This is a genomic window from Pseudomonas putida (assembly GCF_001941965.1).
Lineage (GTDB): Bacteria > Pseudomonadota > Gammaproteobacteria > Pseudomonadales > Pseudomonadaceae > Aquipseudomonas > Aquipseudomonas putida_L.
This window is the reverse complement of sequence record NZ_MKZO01000037.1, coordinates 26,349-40,976: the sequence shown is the minus strand read 5'-3', so window position 1 is coordinate 40,976 and position 14,628 is coordinate 26,349. Positions and strand designations below refer to the sequence as shown.

General features: G+C 64.9%; 13 protein-coding genes. 10 read left to right on the top strand and 3 right to left on the bottom strand.

Going from position 1 to position 14,628, the window contains the following annotated elements; genetic code table 11:
- Positions 1–11: 11 nt before the first annotated feature.
- Positions 12–1,352, bottom strand: coding sequence for a type VI secretion system baseplate subunit TssK (gene tssK, locus PSEMO_RS21670; protein ID WP_075805022.1), 1,341 nt, complete (start codon positions 1,350–1,352; stop codon positions 12–14).
- A 48-nt stretch (positions 1,353–1,400) separates the two neighbouring features.
- Positions 1,401–1,871, bottom strand: coding sequence for a type VI secretion protein (locus PSEMO_RS21665; protein ID WP_178392034.1), 471 nt, complete (start codon positions 1,869–1,871; stop codon positions 1,401–1,403).
- Positions 1,872–2,072: 201 nt separating this feature from the next.
- On the opposite strand from PSEMO_RS21665, the gene tssB reads away from it, so the two are divergent.
- From tssB to PSEMO_RS21620, 9 genes are all read left to right on the top strand, one after another.
- A complete protein-coding gene (gene tssB, locus PSEMO_RS21660; protein WP_075805021.1) occupies positions 2,073–2,651 on the top strand; it encodes a type VI secretion system contractile sheath small subunit in 579 nt (192 codons plus the stop codon).
- 58 nt (positions 2,652–2,709) lie between these two features.
- Positions 2,710–4,203, top strand: a complete 1,494-nt coding sequence (gene tssC, locus PSEMO_RS21655) for a type VI secretion system contractile sheath large subunit (RefSeq protein WP_075805020.1) — start codon at positions 2,710–2,712, stop codon at positions 4,201–4,203.
- A 79-nt stretch (positions 4,204–4,282) separates the two neighbouring features.
- Positions 4,283–4,780 carry an Hcp family type VI secretion system effector gene (locus tag PSEMO_RS21650; RefSeq protein WP_075805019.1) on the top strand — a complete coding sequence of 166 codons (498 nt, stop codon included), beginning with the start codon at positions 4,283–4,285 and terminating at the stop codon, positions 4,778–4,780.
- A 12-nt stretch (positions 4,781–4,792) separates the two neighbouring features.
- Positions 4,793–5,230, top strand: a complete 438-nt coding sequence (tssE, locus tag PSEMO_RS21645) for a type VI secretion system baseplate subunit TssE (RefSeq protein WP_075805018.1) — start codon at positions 4,793–4,795, stop codon at positions 5,228–5,230.
- Positions 5,214–7,016 (top strand): type VI secretion system baseplate subunit TssF, encoded by a 1,803-nt coding sequence (tssF, locus tag PSEMO_RS21640; protein ID WP_075805017.1) that lies wholly within the window; start codon positions 5,214–5,216, stop codon positions 7,014–7,016. Before tssE ends, tssF begins: the two co-directional genes overlap by 17 nt.
- A complete protein-coding gene (gene tssG, locus PSEMO_RS21635) occupies positions 6,980–8,005 on the top strand; it encodes a type VI secretion system baseplate subunit TssG (protein ID WP_075805016.1) in 1,026 nt (341 codons plus the stop codon). Before tssF ends, tssG begins: the two co-directional genes overlap by 37 nt.
- A gap of 2 nt (positions 8,006–8,007) precedes the next feature.
- Entirely contained in the window at positions 8,008–10,566 is a 2,559-nt protein-coding gene (gene tssH / locus PSEMO_RS21630; RefSeq protein ID WP_075805015.1) for a type VI secretion system ATPase TssH, read from the top strand.
- Positions 10,567–10,648: 82 nt separating this feature from the next.
- Positions 10,649–12,655: a type VI secretion system tip protein TssI/VgrG gene (tssI, locus tag PSEMO_RS21625; protein ID WP_075805014.1), complete on the top strand. Its 2,007-nt coding sequence runs from the start codon at positions 10,649–10,651 to the stop codon at positions 12,653–12,655.
- Positions 12,652–13,194, top strand: coding sequence for a toxin-antitoxin system YwqK family antitoxin (locus PSEMO_RS21620; protein ID WP_075805013.1), 543 nt, complete (start codon positions 12,652–12,654; stop codon positions 13,192–13,194). The genes tssI and PSEMO_RS21620 overlap by 4 nt, the downstream gene beginning before the upstream one ends.
- 120 nt (positions 13,195–13,314) lie before the next feature.
- Here PSEMO_RS21620 and PSEMO_RS21615 read toward each other — a convergent pair whose 3' ends face one another.
- Positions 13,315–13,707, bottom strand: a complete 393-nt coding sequence (locus tag PSEMO_RS21615) for a DUF4280 domain-containing protein (RefSeq protein WP_075805012.1) — start codon at positions 13,705–13,707, stop codon at positions 13,315–13,317.
- A 344-nt stretch (positions 13,708–14,051) separates the two neighbouring features.
- Here PSEMO_RS21615 and msuE point away from each other — a divergent pair, with 344 nt between their 5' ends.
- The gene (gene msuE, locus PSEMO_RS21610; RefSeq protein WP_075805011.1) at positions 14,052–14,618 is read left to right on the top strand and encodes an FMN reductase; all 567 of its coding nucleotides are present in this window, start codon (positions 14,052–14,054) and stop codon (positions 14,616–14,618) included.
- Positions 14,619–14,628: the final 10 nt, after the last annotated feature.

Below are 14,628 nucleotides of genomic sequence, written 5' to 3'. Positions count from 1 at the left end.
TCCCTACCGTGTCAGGCGTCTTGTTCTTCGTGGTGGTCGTCGATCAGCAGAACGATCTGCCAGGGCCGGAAGGTCTCCCCCGAGCCGGTGGAAACGATCTGCAACGGCAGTTGCGGGTCGAAGCCCGGACCCTCGGCCTCGATCACGAACAGGCGGGTATCGTCGCCGACCCCGTAGGCCACCTGCTCCTTGCGGCTCATGGGGTTCTGCGCCAGGCCCGGACGGCGCTGGCGCGCCAGTTCGGCAACCTGGGCGGCGGTGGCGATGATGGTGCGGCCCAGCCACAGGCGGGCATCTTCCTCCGGCGAACCGGCCGGCATGCGCAGGCCAATGACCAGGGTCTGGCTGGCTTCGGTCGAGGGCAACTGCACCTCGTAGACATTGCCTTTCTGCTCGAACGGCACGCTGCGATAGCCCAGGCGCAGCTTGCCCAGCACCTGCTCCATCCAGCGCAGCACTTCGTTGTAGCCGCGGTACAGATCGAGAAAATCCAGCGGCGCAAAGGCCGGCACGCCCTTGGCCGGATCCAGTACCGACCAGCTGCCGGCCATGCCCAGCAACAGCCCATGCAGCCCCTGAGGCGTGGCGATGCGGCTGTTCAGGGCGCCCTCGATTTCCGGCAGGCGCGCCCACAGCGCGGCCGATTGCCGGCGCAGGTCGTCGGCGCTGCCGGCATCGCCCTCCAGTTGCACGGCCTGCAGGCGCTTGCCGAGGAACACGCATTTCTCGCGGATCATCGCGCAGAGCTGGAAGACGCGCTGGCCCAGGGGCGACTCGGGGAGGATGCGCGGCGTCGGCGCAATGAAGTCATTCATCACCTGGTAACCACCATCGGCCTTGCTGATGCGCAGCAGCGGCAGGCACACGGTGTCGGCCTTGTTGGCATCGGTGACCAGCCGCGGATGGGGTTTCCACACCGTGATGCGCTCGTCATCGAGGTTGTTGTCGAGGTTCGGCACCGGCTCGCTGAGTTCCGAGCGCCAGCGGCCGTCCAGGGCACGCAGGCGCTGGCCTTGCCACAGTGGACTGACCGCCAGGTACAAGGTAACGGCGGCATCCGGCGCAGCCGCGACCACCTCGGCCAGATCGAACTCGGGCAGGCCGCCCTCACCGGCCTCGAGGCTGATCGGCATGCCATCGGGCAACGTGGCTTCCAGGCTGAGGATGCGCAGCTTGCCGGCGACCAGCGCAGGCAACTCCCAGGACAGTTGCGTCACCCCCCAGAACCAGGGATTGGCGGCCCGGGCCAGGTGCGCGGCGATGGCTTCGGCCCGCATCCCTTGCAACTGAAAATGCTGGGGCAGCAGTTGCATGCCTTCGTACCAGCAAACCACATCAGGTCGCACGCTCATAGGTTCCCTTGACATCCTGTATTTGGCATCTGGCCGCACCCGGGGTGCTTAGCGCAGGTTCTGGTCGAGCAGGGTCATCTCGCGCGCATCGAATTTCAAGCGAATGCTGCGCTGGTCTTCCAGGCGCAGGCGATGGGCGCCCGCACTCTGGTAATTGGCAAAGGCCAGAAGTCCCACCGAAGGTTTTCCATCAAGCGGGAAAGTTGACGACTCAATCAACTGACCCGGTACCAGTTCCAGGCCCCAGACATAAAGAGATTGACGAAAATCCCGTTGATATTGATCGCGACTTGCAAACCATTGTTTTGCTGTCAGTCCTGACAACTTTGTCAGCAAATCATTATCGTTGACCGCAATAAAGTCGACCGCAATCGGCGAGTCATCATTTGCACGCAAAGCAACATCGAGGGTAACTCCGTCGACACTAACCTTGGATCCAAAATATGCGCATCCGCCAATCCCGGCGAGGCCCAAAAGTACCAGCATAATCTTGAAAAACATGAACTTTTTAAGACGCATAATGATCCAAGAAAAGTTTTATTTGCATTTCCGGATGCCTGTTATAGCATCCATGCCAATTCGCCACCATGACGAATTGAGGTGATTGCGGAAAACAGGATCCTCCAACGCGAGTGTGTCCGGCCCGCGGTCTAAGCAAGGGAATGCGATCAGTGGGAAACCGTTGCATTGCGCCCGCCTTCTGCATCGGAGTCAGCCACTATGGAAGAGAGTATTCAGCACAAGCTGGACCGGGTCCGCCCGCCTCGCGTGCAGATCACTTATGACGTAGAAACCGGTAACGCCATCGAGAAAAAGGAACTGCCGCTGGTCATGGGCATCCTCGCCGACCTTTCCGGCGCCACCCCCAACCCGGACAAGCTGAACGAGCGTCGTTTCGTCGAGATCGACAGCGACAACTTCAACCAGGTCCTGAGTTCGATCAAGCCCAGCGTCACCGTCAACGTCAAGAACACCCTCAGCGGTGGCAACTCCCCTCTCAGCGCCAAGCTGCAATTCGAATCTATCGAAGACTTCGACCCGGTCAACGTGGTGAAAAAGGTCGAGGCCCTCAAGGTGCTGTTCGAAGCCCGCGAGCGCCTGCGCGATCTGCTGACCAAGCTCGACGGCAACGACCGCCTGGACGAGTTGCTCAAGGAAGTCCTGGCTGGCACCCAGAAGGACCTCGAAGAGATCAAGGCCGCCGGCTCCGGCGCCAGCACCGGCAAGACCGACGCAACCCCGGATGAGCAGAAAGACGCAGCGGATTCCGGCGACAGCCCCGAGCCGAAGACCGAGTAACCGGTCCGACGCCTGATTCGCACGCCCGATCATTCCCTTTGCACCCGGAGACTTCACCATGCCCGCGTCCAGCACCGAGAACCAAAGCGAAGGCAGCACCCAGACCCTGACCCTGCTGGAAAAGATCATCAAGGAAGGCCAGATCGTTCATGACGAAAGTCAGAAGACCTACGCCCAGAACATGATCGCCGAGTTCGCCAGCCAGGTCCTCGACAAGGCCCTCGCCGTCAACCAGGGCCAGGACCCTGACACCCGCGCCCTGATCAACAACCGCATCGAGCAGATCGACCGCTTGATCGGCGACCAGCTCAACGAAATCCTCCACGACGAGGCCTTCCAGAAGCTCGAATCCTCCTGGCGCGGCCTGCATATGCTGGTCAGCAACACCGAGACCAGTACCCGCCTGAAACTGCGCCTGCTCAACGTCTCCCAGGATGACCTGACGAAAGACCTGACCCGCGCCATCGATTTCGACCAGACCGTCCTGTTCAAGAAGATCTACGAGGACGAATACGGTACCTTCGGCGGGCATCCGTTCAGCGTGCTGGTGGGTGACTACTACTTCGGTCGCCACCCGCAGGATATTGCCCTGCTGGGCAAGCTCTCGGAAGTCGCCGCAGCCGCCCATGCGCCGTTCATTTCTGCGGCCAGCCCGCTGCTGTTCGACATGAAGCAGTTCAACGACCTCGGCGTACCGAAGGACCTGGCCAAGGTCTTCGAAAGCCTGGAACTGGGCCCATGGCGTGATTTCCGCAACACCGAGGACTCGCGCTACGTGTCCCTGGTCCTGCCGCGCTTCCTCCTGCGCCTGCCCTACGGCCCGGACACCCTGCCGGTGGAAGGCATGAACTTCAGCGAGAACGTCAGCAAGGCCGACGGCAGCCACTACCTCTGGGGCAATGCCGCCTGGGCCCTGGCCCGCCGCCTGACCGACGCCTATGCCAAGTTCGGCTGGGGCGCGGCGATCCGTGGCGCCGAAAGTGGCGGTGCGCTGACCAACCTGCCACAGCACACCTTCAAGACCGCCTCCGGCGACCTGACCCTGAAGTGCCCGACCGAAGTAGCGATCACCGACCGCCGCGAGAAAGAGCTGAACGACCTCGGCTTCATCGCCCTGTGCCACAAGAAAAACACCGGCACCGCGGTGTTCTTCGGCGGCCAGACCACCAACAAGCCACGCGCCTACAACACCAACGAGGCCAACGCCAACGCGCGCATCTCCTCAATGCTGCCGTACGTGCTGGCGTCGTCACGCTTCGCTCACTACCTGAAGGTGATCATGCGCGACAAGGTGGGCAGCTTCATGACCCGCGACAACGTGCAGACCTACCTGAACAACTGGATCGCCGACTACGTGCTGGTCAACGACAACGCGCCCCAGGACATCAAGGCCCAGTACCCGCTGCGCGAAGCGCGCATCGACGTCACCGAGGTGGCCGGCAAGCCGGGTGCCTACCGGGCCACGGTGTTCCTGCGGCCGCACTTCCAGCTGGAAGAGCTGACCGCCTCGATCCGCCTGGTCGCTACCCTGCCACCACCGGTCGCTGCCTGACCCCGGCTCCCGCGGGTACGCCCGCGGGGGTGTTCCCCTTCTTTTCATTCGAATTTTCTGACTGCAGGAGCTTCATGCGATGGATGCGATCATTCTGGACCTGGGCGACGACATCAAAGGTGACTCGCTGATCGAGGGCTACAAGGACAAGATCGAGATCATGTCCTACAGCCATAACGTCGCCATGCAGGTGACCAACGACGTCAGCAACACCGAGCGGACCTCGGGCAAGCCCTTCGTCGGCGAATTCACCCTGACCAAGTTCATCGACACCTCGACCCCCAACCTCAACCTGTACTGCGTCTCGGGCAAGCCGATCACCCAGGCCAAGATCACCATCGGCCGCAACGCCGCCGAGAGCAGCGGGCAGATCATGCCCTTCATCGTCTACACCCTGGACAACGTGGTCCTCTCCAACGTCAGCGTTAGCGGCGGCAGCGGTGGCAAGCCGGTGGAAACCATTTCCCTGAACTTCACCAAGATCAAGTGGGAACTGACCACCCAGAAGGACGACGGCACCAAGGAAGGCGTGGCGGGCACCAGCTGGGACATGACCCTCAACAAGGCCGGCGCCTGAGGTTCACGATAGATGTCCAGCGCCTCGCGCCCCCTGTTGTTCGAACGTCTGGCCGACAGCCCGGGCGAGGCGCCGCTGCTCGACCGCCAGGCCCTGGCCGACTCGGTGCGCGAGGAACTGACGCGGCTGCTCAACAGCCGCCGCGCGGGACCGGCATTGAGTACGCCGCCCACCGTGCTGGACTACGGCATCGGCGACTGGAGCGGCCTGCAGGCCAGCAACAGCGACGATCGCCGACGTATCGCCAGGGAGGTCCGCGCCGCTATCAGTCACTTCGAACCGCGCCTGAAACTGGGCGAGGTCGAGGTGCGCCAGGTGCTCGGACAGCCACGGCGCCTGAATATCCTGGTCAGCGGCCTGCTGCGCCAGGCTGGCCAGCAATGGCCGGTGGCCTTTGTCCTGGACAAGGGCGATTCGGCGGTGGAGGTCAGCCATGAGCGACTCGATTGACCCGCTGCTGCTCAACTATTACCAACGCGAACTGACCTGGCTGCGCAATGCCGGCAGCGCCTTCGCCAACCGCTACCCCAAGGTGGCACGGCGCCTGGAACTGTCCCCGGGAGAAAGCCAGGACCCGCATATCGAGCGTCTGCTGGAAGGCTTCTCGCTGCTCTCGGCGCGTCTGCAACGGCGTCTCGACGACGACTACGCGGAATTCAGCGACGCCCTGCTGGAACAGCTTTATCCGCTGGCCCTGCGGCCCCTGCCCTCCTGCGCCATCGTGCGCTTCGAGCCGGACCTGACCAAGGGCGTGCTCGACAGCGGCTACACCCTGCCACGCGACACGCCGCTGTTCGTCACCACGACCCGCGGCGACAGCCTGCATTTCCGCACCGGCGCCGAGGTCACCCTGTGGCCGCTGCAGATCAGCGAGGCGGTGTTGCTCGGCGGCGACGAGGCTCGTGAGGTAACCGGCCTGCGCAACGCCGCCTCGGCCTTGCGCCTGCGCATCGACTGCCTGGGCAAGGCGCCGTGGAGCGCCCTGGAGCTGCGGCGCCTGCGCCTGCATCTGGATGCCTCACCCATGGTCAATGCAACCCTCTACGACCTGCTCGGCGCCCACACCCTCGCGGTCTGCAACGGCAACGGCCGCGAGCGCCTGCAACGCCTGGACGGCCTGCCGCAAGTGGTCGGCTTCGCCGGCGACGAGGCGCTGCTGCCCGAGGAAGATGGCGTGCACCCCGGCCTGCGCCTGCTGGCCGAATACTTCGCCTTCCCGGAGAAATTCCACTTTTTCGATGTGCCCCTGGACCCACGGCACATCGAGGGCAACAGCCTCGACCTGTACCTGGTCTTCGACCGGCCGATTCCGCCACATTTGTTCCTCCAGGCCAGCGATTTCGCCCTCGGCTGCGCCCCGGCGATCAACCTGTTCCGCCGCACCTCCGAGCCCCTGCGCCCGGACGGCCGCAGCAGCGAATACCGCCTGGTCGCCGACAGCCATCGCGAAAACAGCGTGGAAATCCACAGCATCCGCAGCCTGCGCAGCCTGTCCGCCGACGGCGTGGTGCGCCCGCTGGCGCCGTACTACGGCAGCCAGCATGGCAGCGACGCGAAGCTGTACTGGCATGCCCGGCGGGTCCGTGGCTTGACGGCGAATCGCATCGGTACGGACATGATGATCAGCCTGGTGGACCCCGGTTTCGATCCACTGACCCAGGCCTGGAACTTCACCCTCAGTGCCGACCTGCTGTGCACCAACCGCCATCTGGCGCAAAGCCTGGCAGCCGGCACCCAACTGTCCTTCGAACGCCCCGGCGCACCGGCCAGCGCACGCCTGGTCAATCCGCCCAGCAGCCAGGGCGAACCCAGCCTCGACGGCCAGTCGCGCTGGCGCCTGGTGTCGCAACTGACCCTCAATCACCTGTCGCTGGTGGAAGGCCCGCAGGCCCTCGATGCCCTGCGCGAGATGCTGACCCTGCACAACCTGCGCAACGAAGCCAGCGCCAGCCGGCAGATCGACGGCCTGAAAAGCCTGGGCAGCGAACGTCGTGTCGCCCATGTCGGCGAGGATGCCTGGCGTGGCTGGCGCAAGGGCCTGGAAGTGCGCATCCAGCTCGACCCGACGCACTTCGCCGGGCACAGCCCCGTGCTGTTTTCCGCCGTGCTGGCGCAATTTTTCTCGCTCTATGCCACCGCCAACCGCTATATCAGTACGGTACTGGTCGACGCTGACGACGCCACCAAGGAGATCAAGACATGGAGCCCGCAAGCCGGCATGCCCCTGAGCCTCTGAGCGAGACGCTGCGCGGGCGCCCCGAGGGCTTCGAGCTGCTTCAGGCCTTGCTGATCCTCGAACACGAGAACCGCAAGGCCACCTCCCTCGGCTGTGGCAGCGTCCCGCACAACGAGGCGGTGCGCCTGCGTGGCCCGCTGACACCGGTATTCCCCGTGGCCCAAGTGGAGAAGATCAGCCACGATCCCGACGACCCGCGGCCGATCCTGAGTACGCCGGTCTTTGGCCTCGGTGGCCCCGACGGCCCATTGCCCTATGCCTTCCAGGAATGGCTGCAACAACGCGCCGTGGCCCGCGACCATGCCCCGGCGGAATTCCTCGACCTGTTCCAGCACCGCCTGCTCAGCCTGCTCTACCGGGCCCTGCGCAAGCACCGTATCGCCTTCGGCTTCGCCCGGCCCGAGGCCAGCCCGGTCCACCAGCAGTTGCGCGCCCTCAGCGGCCTGCTGCCCCAGGGCCTGCGCGACCGCCAGGAACTGCCGGATGCCGCCGTGCTGGCGCGCACGGCCCTGCTCGCCGGTGGCCGCCGCTCGCTGGCCGGCTTTACCTCCATCGTCCGCCATCACTTCGGCTTGCCCCTGAGCATCGCCCCCTACACCGGCGCGTGGTGCGAAATCCCGACGGGCAGCCGCAGCGTACTCGGGCGTGGACGGCGCAACCTGGCGCTCGGGCGCAGCGCGATTGCCGGCAGATACATCTGGGACGAACATGCCGGCATCACCCTGACCTTCAGCCCACTGACGCCGGCGCAAGCCGAATCGCTGCTGCCCGACAGCGAGGTACACAAGCAGTTGGCCGACCTCGCCGCGCTGTACTTCGGCCCCGACCTGGATTGCACCCTGGTCCTGGAAATCAAGGGCGCGCCGGTATTGCACCTGGGCCGCCAGCACAACACCCGCCTGAACTGGAACAACGGCGTGCGCCGCCACGGCGACGCGGATCACCTCCAGCGCATCGAAACCCGATTGCGCCCACCGACCAGGGACTGAACATGGAACTCGGCAGCCTTATCGCATGCTTGAACACCGATACCCGCGACGCCCTGGAACGGGCCGCGCAGCGCTGCCTGCAACGCGGGCACCACTTCGTCGAGATCGAACACTTCCTCCTCGAACTGCTGGAAATCCAGGGCGGTGACCTGGCCTTGCTGCTGCCGCTTTTCAAGGTCGAGCGCGACACCCTGGCCGAACAGATCAACCGCGCCCTGGAACTGTTCAAGGGCGGCAATACCCGGACCCCGTCGCTGTCGGCGCAGACCATCAACCTGCTCAAGGAAACCGTGCTCCAGGCCAGCATCGGCGGCGGCCAGCAGCACATCCGCTCCGGGCAGTTGCTGCTGACCCTGCTGGAACGCGAAGAGCTGCGCAGCCAGTTGCTCAACAGCGCCGCCGCGCTGCTGGCGATCCCCCTCGACAGCCTGCGCAGCCAGTTCCAGGAGCTGACCCGTGGTTCCCGCGAGCAACCGGCCGAGAGTGCCCCGGTCAAGCGCGGCAAGGGCACGGCGAAAGGCGCCGAAGACCCGCTGCTGGAGCAATACACCCAGGACCTCACCGCCGACGCCCGGGCCGGACGCATCGACCCGATCATCGGTCGCGAAGGCGAGATCCGCCAATGCATCGACATTCTCCTGCGCCGCCGCCAGAACAACCCGATCCTGGTCGGCGCACCGGGGGTGGGCAAGACCGCGCTGGTCGAAGGCCTGGCCTTGCGCATCGCCGCCGGCGACGTACCGCCGGCCTTGCAGGACGTCTGCCTGCGGGTCCTCGACCTCGGTTTGCTGCAAGCCGGCGCCGGGGTCAAGGGCGAGTTCGAACAGCGCCTCAAGGGGGTGATCGACGCGGTGCGCAGCGCACCCCAGCCGACCATCATGTTCATCGACGAAGCCCACACCCTGATCGGTGCCGGCGGCGCCGAAGGCGGCAGCGACGCGGCCAACCTGCTCAAGCCGGCCCTGGCCCGCGGCGAGCTGCGGACCCTGGCCGCCACCACCTGGCAGGAATACAAAAAGTACTTCGAAAAAGACCCGGCCCTGGCCCGGCGCTTCCAACTGGTCCAGGTGGAAGAGCCGAGCGAAGCCACCTGCGTACAGATGCTGCGGGGCATCGCCGCCAAGCTGGAGCAGCACCATGGCGTGCTGGTGCTGGACAGCGCGATCCAGGATGCCGTGAAGCTGTCGCACCGCTACATCTCCGGGCGCCAGTTGCCGGACAAGGCCATCAGCATCCTCGATACCGCCTGCGCCCGGGTCGCCCTCGGCCAGCACGACGTACCGCCGCCCCTGGAACACCTGCGCCATCGCCAGCACAGCCTCACCGAAGAACTGGAACGCCTGCGCCGCGAGCAGGCCACCGGCCAGGACCACCGTGAACGCATCACCACCCTGGAAGGCGAATCGCTGGTCAACCAGGACGCCATGCGCGAGCTGGAAAGCCGCTGGAGCGAGGAGCGTGAAGCGGTGCGCGAACTGCTCGACGCCCGCCAGGAGCTGCTGGCCCTCAGCGAAAAAGCCGATGCCGACGGCGACAAGCGCGACCCGGACACCGACAGCCGCATCGATTACCTGGCCGCCGAGCTGCTGCGCCTGGAGGCGGGCCTCGATGCCATCCGCCAGGACGATCCGCTGGTGCCCGAACAGGTCGACTCGAAGATCGTTGCCGCGGTGATCGCCGGCTGGACCGGTATCCCGGTGGGCAAGATGCTCGCCGACGAAGCCCATGCCGTGCGTACCCTCGGCCAGCGCATGGGGCAGCGGGTCATGGGCCAGCAGGTCGCCCTCGACACCATCGCCCAGCGCCTGCAGGCCTACCGCGCCGGCCTCACCGACCCGCAGAAACCGGTGGGCGTGTTCCTTCTGTCCGGGCCCACCGGGGTCGGCAAGACCGAAACCGCCTACGCCCTGGCCGATGCCCTGTATGGCGGCGAGCGCAACCTGATCAGCATCAACCTCTCGGAGTACCAGGAGGCCCACACCGTCAGCCAGCTCAAGGGCGCCCCGCCCGGCTATGTCGGCTACGGCAGCGGTGGCGTGCTCACCGAAGCGGTGCGCCGCAAGCCTTATTCGGTGGTGCTGCTGGACGAGATCGAAAAGGCCCACCCGGATGTACTGGAAGCCTTCTACAACGTCTTCGACAAGGGCGTGATGGAGGACGGCAGCGGCCTGATCGTCGACTTCAAGAACACCGTGATGCTGGCCACCAGCAACGTCGGTGCCGAACTGATCCTCGACACGGCCAAGGCCGACCTGGAGGGCGAAGTGTTCAACGAACGCCTGCACAAAGTGCTGCTGCAGGCCTTCCGCCCGGCGTTCCTGGCGCGGATGACCGTGGTGCCCTATCACCCGCTGGACGAGGCCACGCTGGAAGGCATTGTCCTGCACAAACTGGAAAAACTCCGTGACCGCTACAAGACCGCCACCGGCAAGCAGTTCGATTTCGACCGCGGGATCGTCAAGGCGGTGCTCGCCAAATGCAGCGGCGCGGGGGCGCGGGATATCGAGAATGTGCTGATGAAGCAGGTTACCGGGAAGCTGGCGGAGTGGGCCCTTGAGTAAGTGTGCACTTGAGTAAAAGCGCAGTGAAACTGCCATGACCGTGTAAAGTCCCAGCTTCCGCCAGATTGTCCGAGAGCCCTCGATGCCCCGCGCCACCGACAGCACCACCAGCCTCTCCCTTAGCGCCAGTGCCCTCGGCGACCTCTACCCCGAGGCGCTGAGTGGCACCGAGCTGCTCAACGGGCTGGGCATGCAGATGTTGCGCGGGCACTCGGATACGGCGTTGACCCTGACCGATGCGGTGGCCAGCCATGTCACCGCCGTGCTGCACAACGACGACAAGCAGCGCCCGCTGGATGGCCTGGTCGCGGAAATCCGCCAGATGCCCGCCGACGCCAGCGCCGACCGCTACCAGTTGCTGTTGCGCCCCTGGCTGTGGTGGCTGAACCTGGCCAGCAACAACCGGGTGTTCCAGAACCTGACCACCTCGGACATTGCCAGCAAGATCTTCGATGCCCACGGTTTCAGCGACTACAAGCTGTCCCTGACCGGCAGCTACACCGCCCGGGAATACTGCGTGCAGTACGGCGAAAGCGACTTCGCCTTCGTCTCGCGGCTGCTGGAGGAAGACGGCATCTTCTGGTTCTTCACCCACGAAGATGGCGTGCATACCCTGGTCCTGGCGGACAACAACGACGCCTTCCCGGCCTTGCCCAACGGCGCGGCGATCAAGTACATCGGCCAGGAGATGGGGGTGCGCGAGCTGCACGGAATCCGCTCCGGGCAATTGGTGATGCAGGCGGTGGCCGGGGTCTATTCGGCCAGCGACTACACCTTCGCCACCCCCACCACCGAGCTGTACAGCCAGGCCGAGGCCAAGTCCGGGCCGCTGAACCTCTACGAGCACCCCGGCGGCTATATCGAAAAGGCCCGCGGCGATGCCCTGACCAAGCAACGGGTCGACGGCCTGCGCAGCCAGGAGCAGCGCTTTATCGGCGAGAGCGACTGCCGCTGGCTGGTGCCCGGCCACTACTTCACCCTCGGCAACCACGACGACGCCAGCCTGAACATCGACTGGGTGGTGACCTCGGTGACCCACGACGTCGACCACCAGCACTACCGCAACCGTTTCGAGGCGATCCCCAAGGCCACCGCCTACCGCCCGCCACGGGTCACGCCGAAACCGCGCATGCACACCCAGACGGCCAAGGTGGTGGGCAAGTCCGGGGAGGAAATCTGGACCGACGAACACGGCCGGATCAAGATCCAGTTCCCCTGGGACCGCGACGGCAAGAACGACGAAACCAGCTCGTGCTGGGTCCGGGTGGTCCTGCCCTGGACCGGCAAGGCCTTCGGCATGCAGTTCGTGCCCAGGGTCGGCCAGGAAGTGATCGTCACCTTCATTGACGGCGACCCGGATCGCCCGCTGGTCAGCGGCTGCGTGTACAACGGCGACAACACCCCGCCCTGGACCCTGCCGGACAACCAGACCCAGTCCGGGATCATGACCAACTCGTCGAAGGGCGGCGGCGGCTTCAACGCCCTGCGCTTCGAGGACAAGAAGGACGCCGAGGAAGTGTTCCTGCAGGCGCAGAAGGACTTCAAGACCAACGTACTCAACGACGTGACCGTGGATATCGGCCATGACGAGACCCAGACCGTTAAGAACGCCCGCACCCGCACGGTCAAGGAAGGCGACGAAACCATCACCCTGGAAAAGGGCAAGCGCACGGTGGCGATCCAGACCGGCAGCGACAGCCTCGACGTCAAGGACAGCCGCACCGTCACCGTGGGTGGCGACCAGACCCACAAGACCGGCGGCAACTACACCGACAAGGTCAGCGGCAACTACAGCCTGACCATCGATGGCGACCTGAGCATCAAGGTCACTGGCGCCATTACCCTGCAAAGCGGTGCCAGCTTCAGCATCAAGAGCGGTGCCGACCTGGCGGTGCAGGCCAGCACGTCCATCGCGCAGAAGGCCGGGACTTCCTTCGCCAACCAGGCCGGCACCTCGCTGGAGAACAAGGCCGGCACCACCCTGACCAACGATGCCGGGGTCAGCCTGACCAACAAGGGCGGTGCCGAACAGACGGTGGATGGCGGCGGCATGCTGACCATCAAGGGCGGCCTGGTGAAGATCAATTGAAGAATACCGCCAGGGGTGACGCCTTCCAGCTTGAACGCGGCGACTCGCGCCTGACCGGGCGGCTGCTGGAGGGCGACCTCAACGGCCCGCTGCGCATCGAGGAAAACGCCCGGTCCCAGGCCCACCTCAACTATGCCGGCGGGGTGTTGCACGGGGTCAGCCAGACCTTCCACGCCAATGGCCGGGTCTCGGCGCAACTGCCTTTCAGCAATGACAAGCTGGAGGGGGTGGCGCAGTTCTATGGCGAGGACGGCCAGTTGCTGCGCTCGGCCGGCTACCGCCGGGGCGTGTTGCATGGCGAGGCGGTCAGCTACTTCCCGGATGGGACGGTGGCCGAGCGCGAACAGTACAACCATGGCGTGCGCGAGGGCTTGCAGCAGCGTTATCACCCCAATGGCAAGCTGGCAATGAGGGCGCAATACCTCAATGGCCAGGCGCTGGATCCAGGGCAGAAGTATGCCGAGGACGGGCGGCCGCTGAATGCGGCGGGGAAGCCGGTTTCGCGGTTGAAGTGGTGGTGGAGCAATGGGGCGGAGTGAGGCCCGGGATCTGTTTTGACCTTGAGGGCCTCATCGCTGGCAAGCCAGCTCCCACAGGGATCGCGTGCACCGCTAGACCTGTGGGAGCTGGCTTGCCAGCGATGAGGCCCTCAAGACAACTCAAGGAATCAAGGTCTGCACCTGCCCCGCAAAATTGATCTTGATCACCCCCGCCCAGTTGCACATCAGCATGCTGTTGGCATCCAGCGCCGGCATGTTGCCCAGCAGCACCGTGGGCGCGCCCGGCATCCAGGGCGCAGACGTCGCCGGGATGCACGGCATCGGCGTCAGCACCCCGAGCGCGGCGGCAGTGGCCGCGGCGACCATGGGGTTGGCCATGCTCATGCACATGCCGAAGGTGGGAATATTCACCAGCGGGATATGGTCCATGATGTTCGCCGCCGGCACGCCCCCCACCATGACCCGGTTGACCGGCAGGACATTCAGCGCGCATGGCGCGGCGCCGAAGCTGCATTGCAGCAAGGCACCGGTACAGACCTGGGGGCAGGACATTGCGTGGCTCCATCCGGGGGGAAGTCGAAGGGCTCGACTCTAGCCTATCCGTAGGAAATTTCCCTCAACTTCATCAAGCCACCCGGACATATATTCAATAAAGTTATTAATTTATCTTTATTAATAATTGGACTGAATAACCCCTCCCCTCCAACAATCCCCTCACCCAGCCACTGTTCGCCAGGCAACTGTTCACCCACCAACACCCCAGCAACAGTTGCCGCTCTGGGCAACACCCTGGCTCCTCACAAACCCATCACAACCCATTGATTCAAAAGGCTTTTGAAAACTGGAACGGCTCTTGCTCTTGTCCAGGCAACCCACTCCGCCAAGGAATCCGAATCATGAGCACCGCATTCAACATCGTCGCCGTTTCCGGTGGGGCCTGGCGCCCTTCGCGCACCCTGGTCCTGACCGAAGCCCTGATCAGCGCCCTCGGCCAGCACCTGGACTTCAACGTCCAGGTCATCGAGCTGGGCGATATTGCCCGCCCGGTCGGTGGTGCCCTGTCGCGCAGCGAACTGCCCGCCGATGTCGAGGCGCAACTGGTCGCCATCGAACAGACCGACCTGCTGATCGTCGCCGCCCCGGTCTACCGCGGTTCCTACCCGGGCCAGTTCAAGCACCTGTTCGACCTGATCGGCCAGGACGCGCTGATCGATACCCCGGTACTGCTCGCCGCCACCGGCGGCAGCGAGCGCCATGCGCTGGTCATCGATCACCAGCTGCGCCCGCTGTTCAGCTTCTTCCAGGCCCTGACCCTGCCCATCGGCGTCTATGCCTCCCAGGCCGATTTCAGCGATTACCAGATCACCAGCCCGGCCCTCCAGGCGCGTATCGCCCTGGCTGCCGAACGGGCCGCCGCAGTGCTGGGCGGCGTGGCCGATAGCGCCCTGCGCAAGATCGCCTGAGGCAGGACAC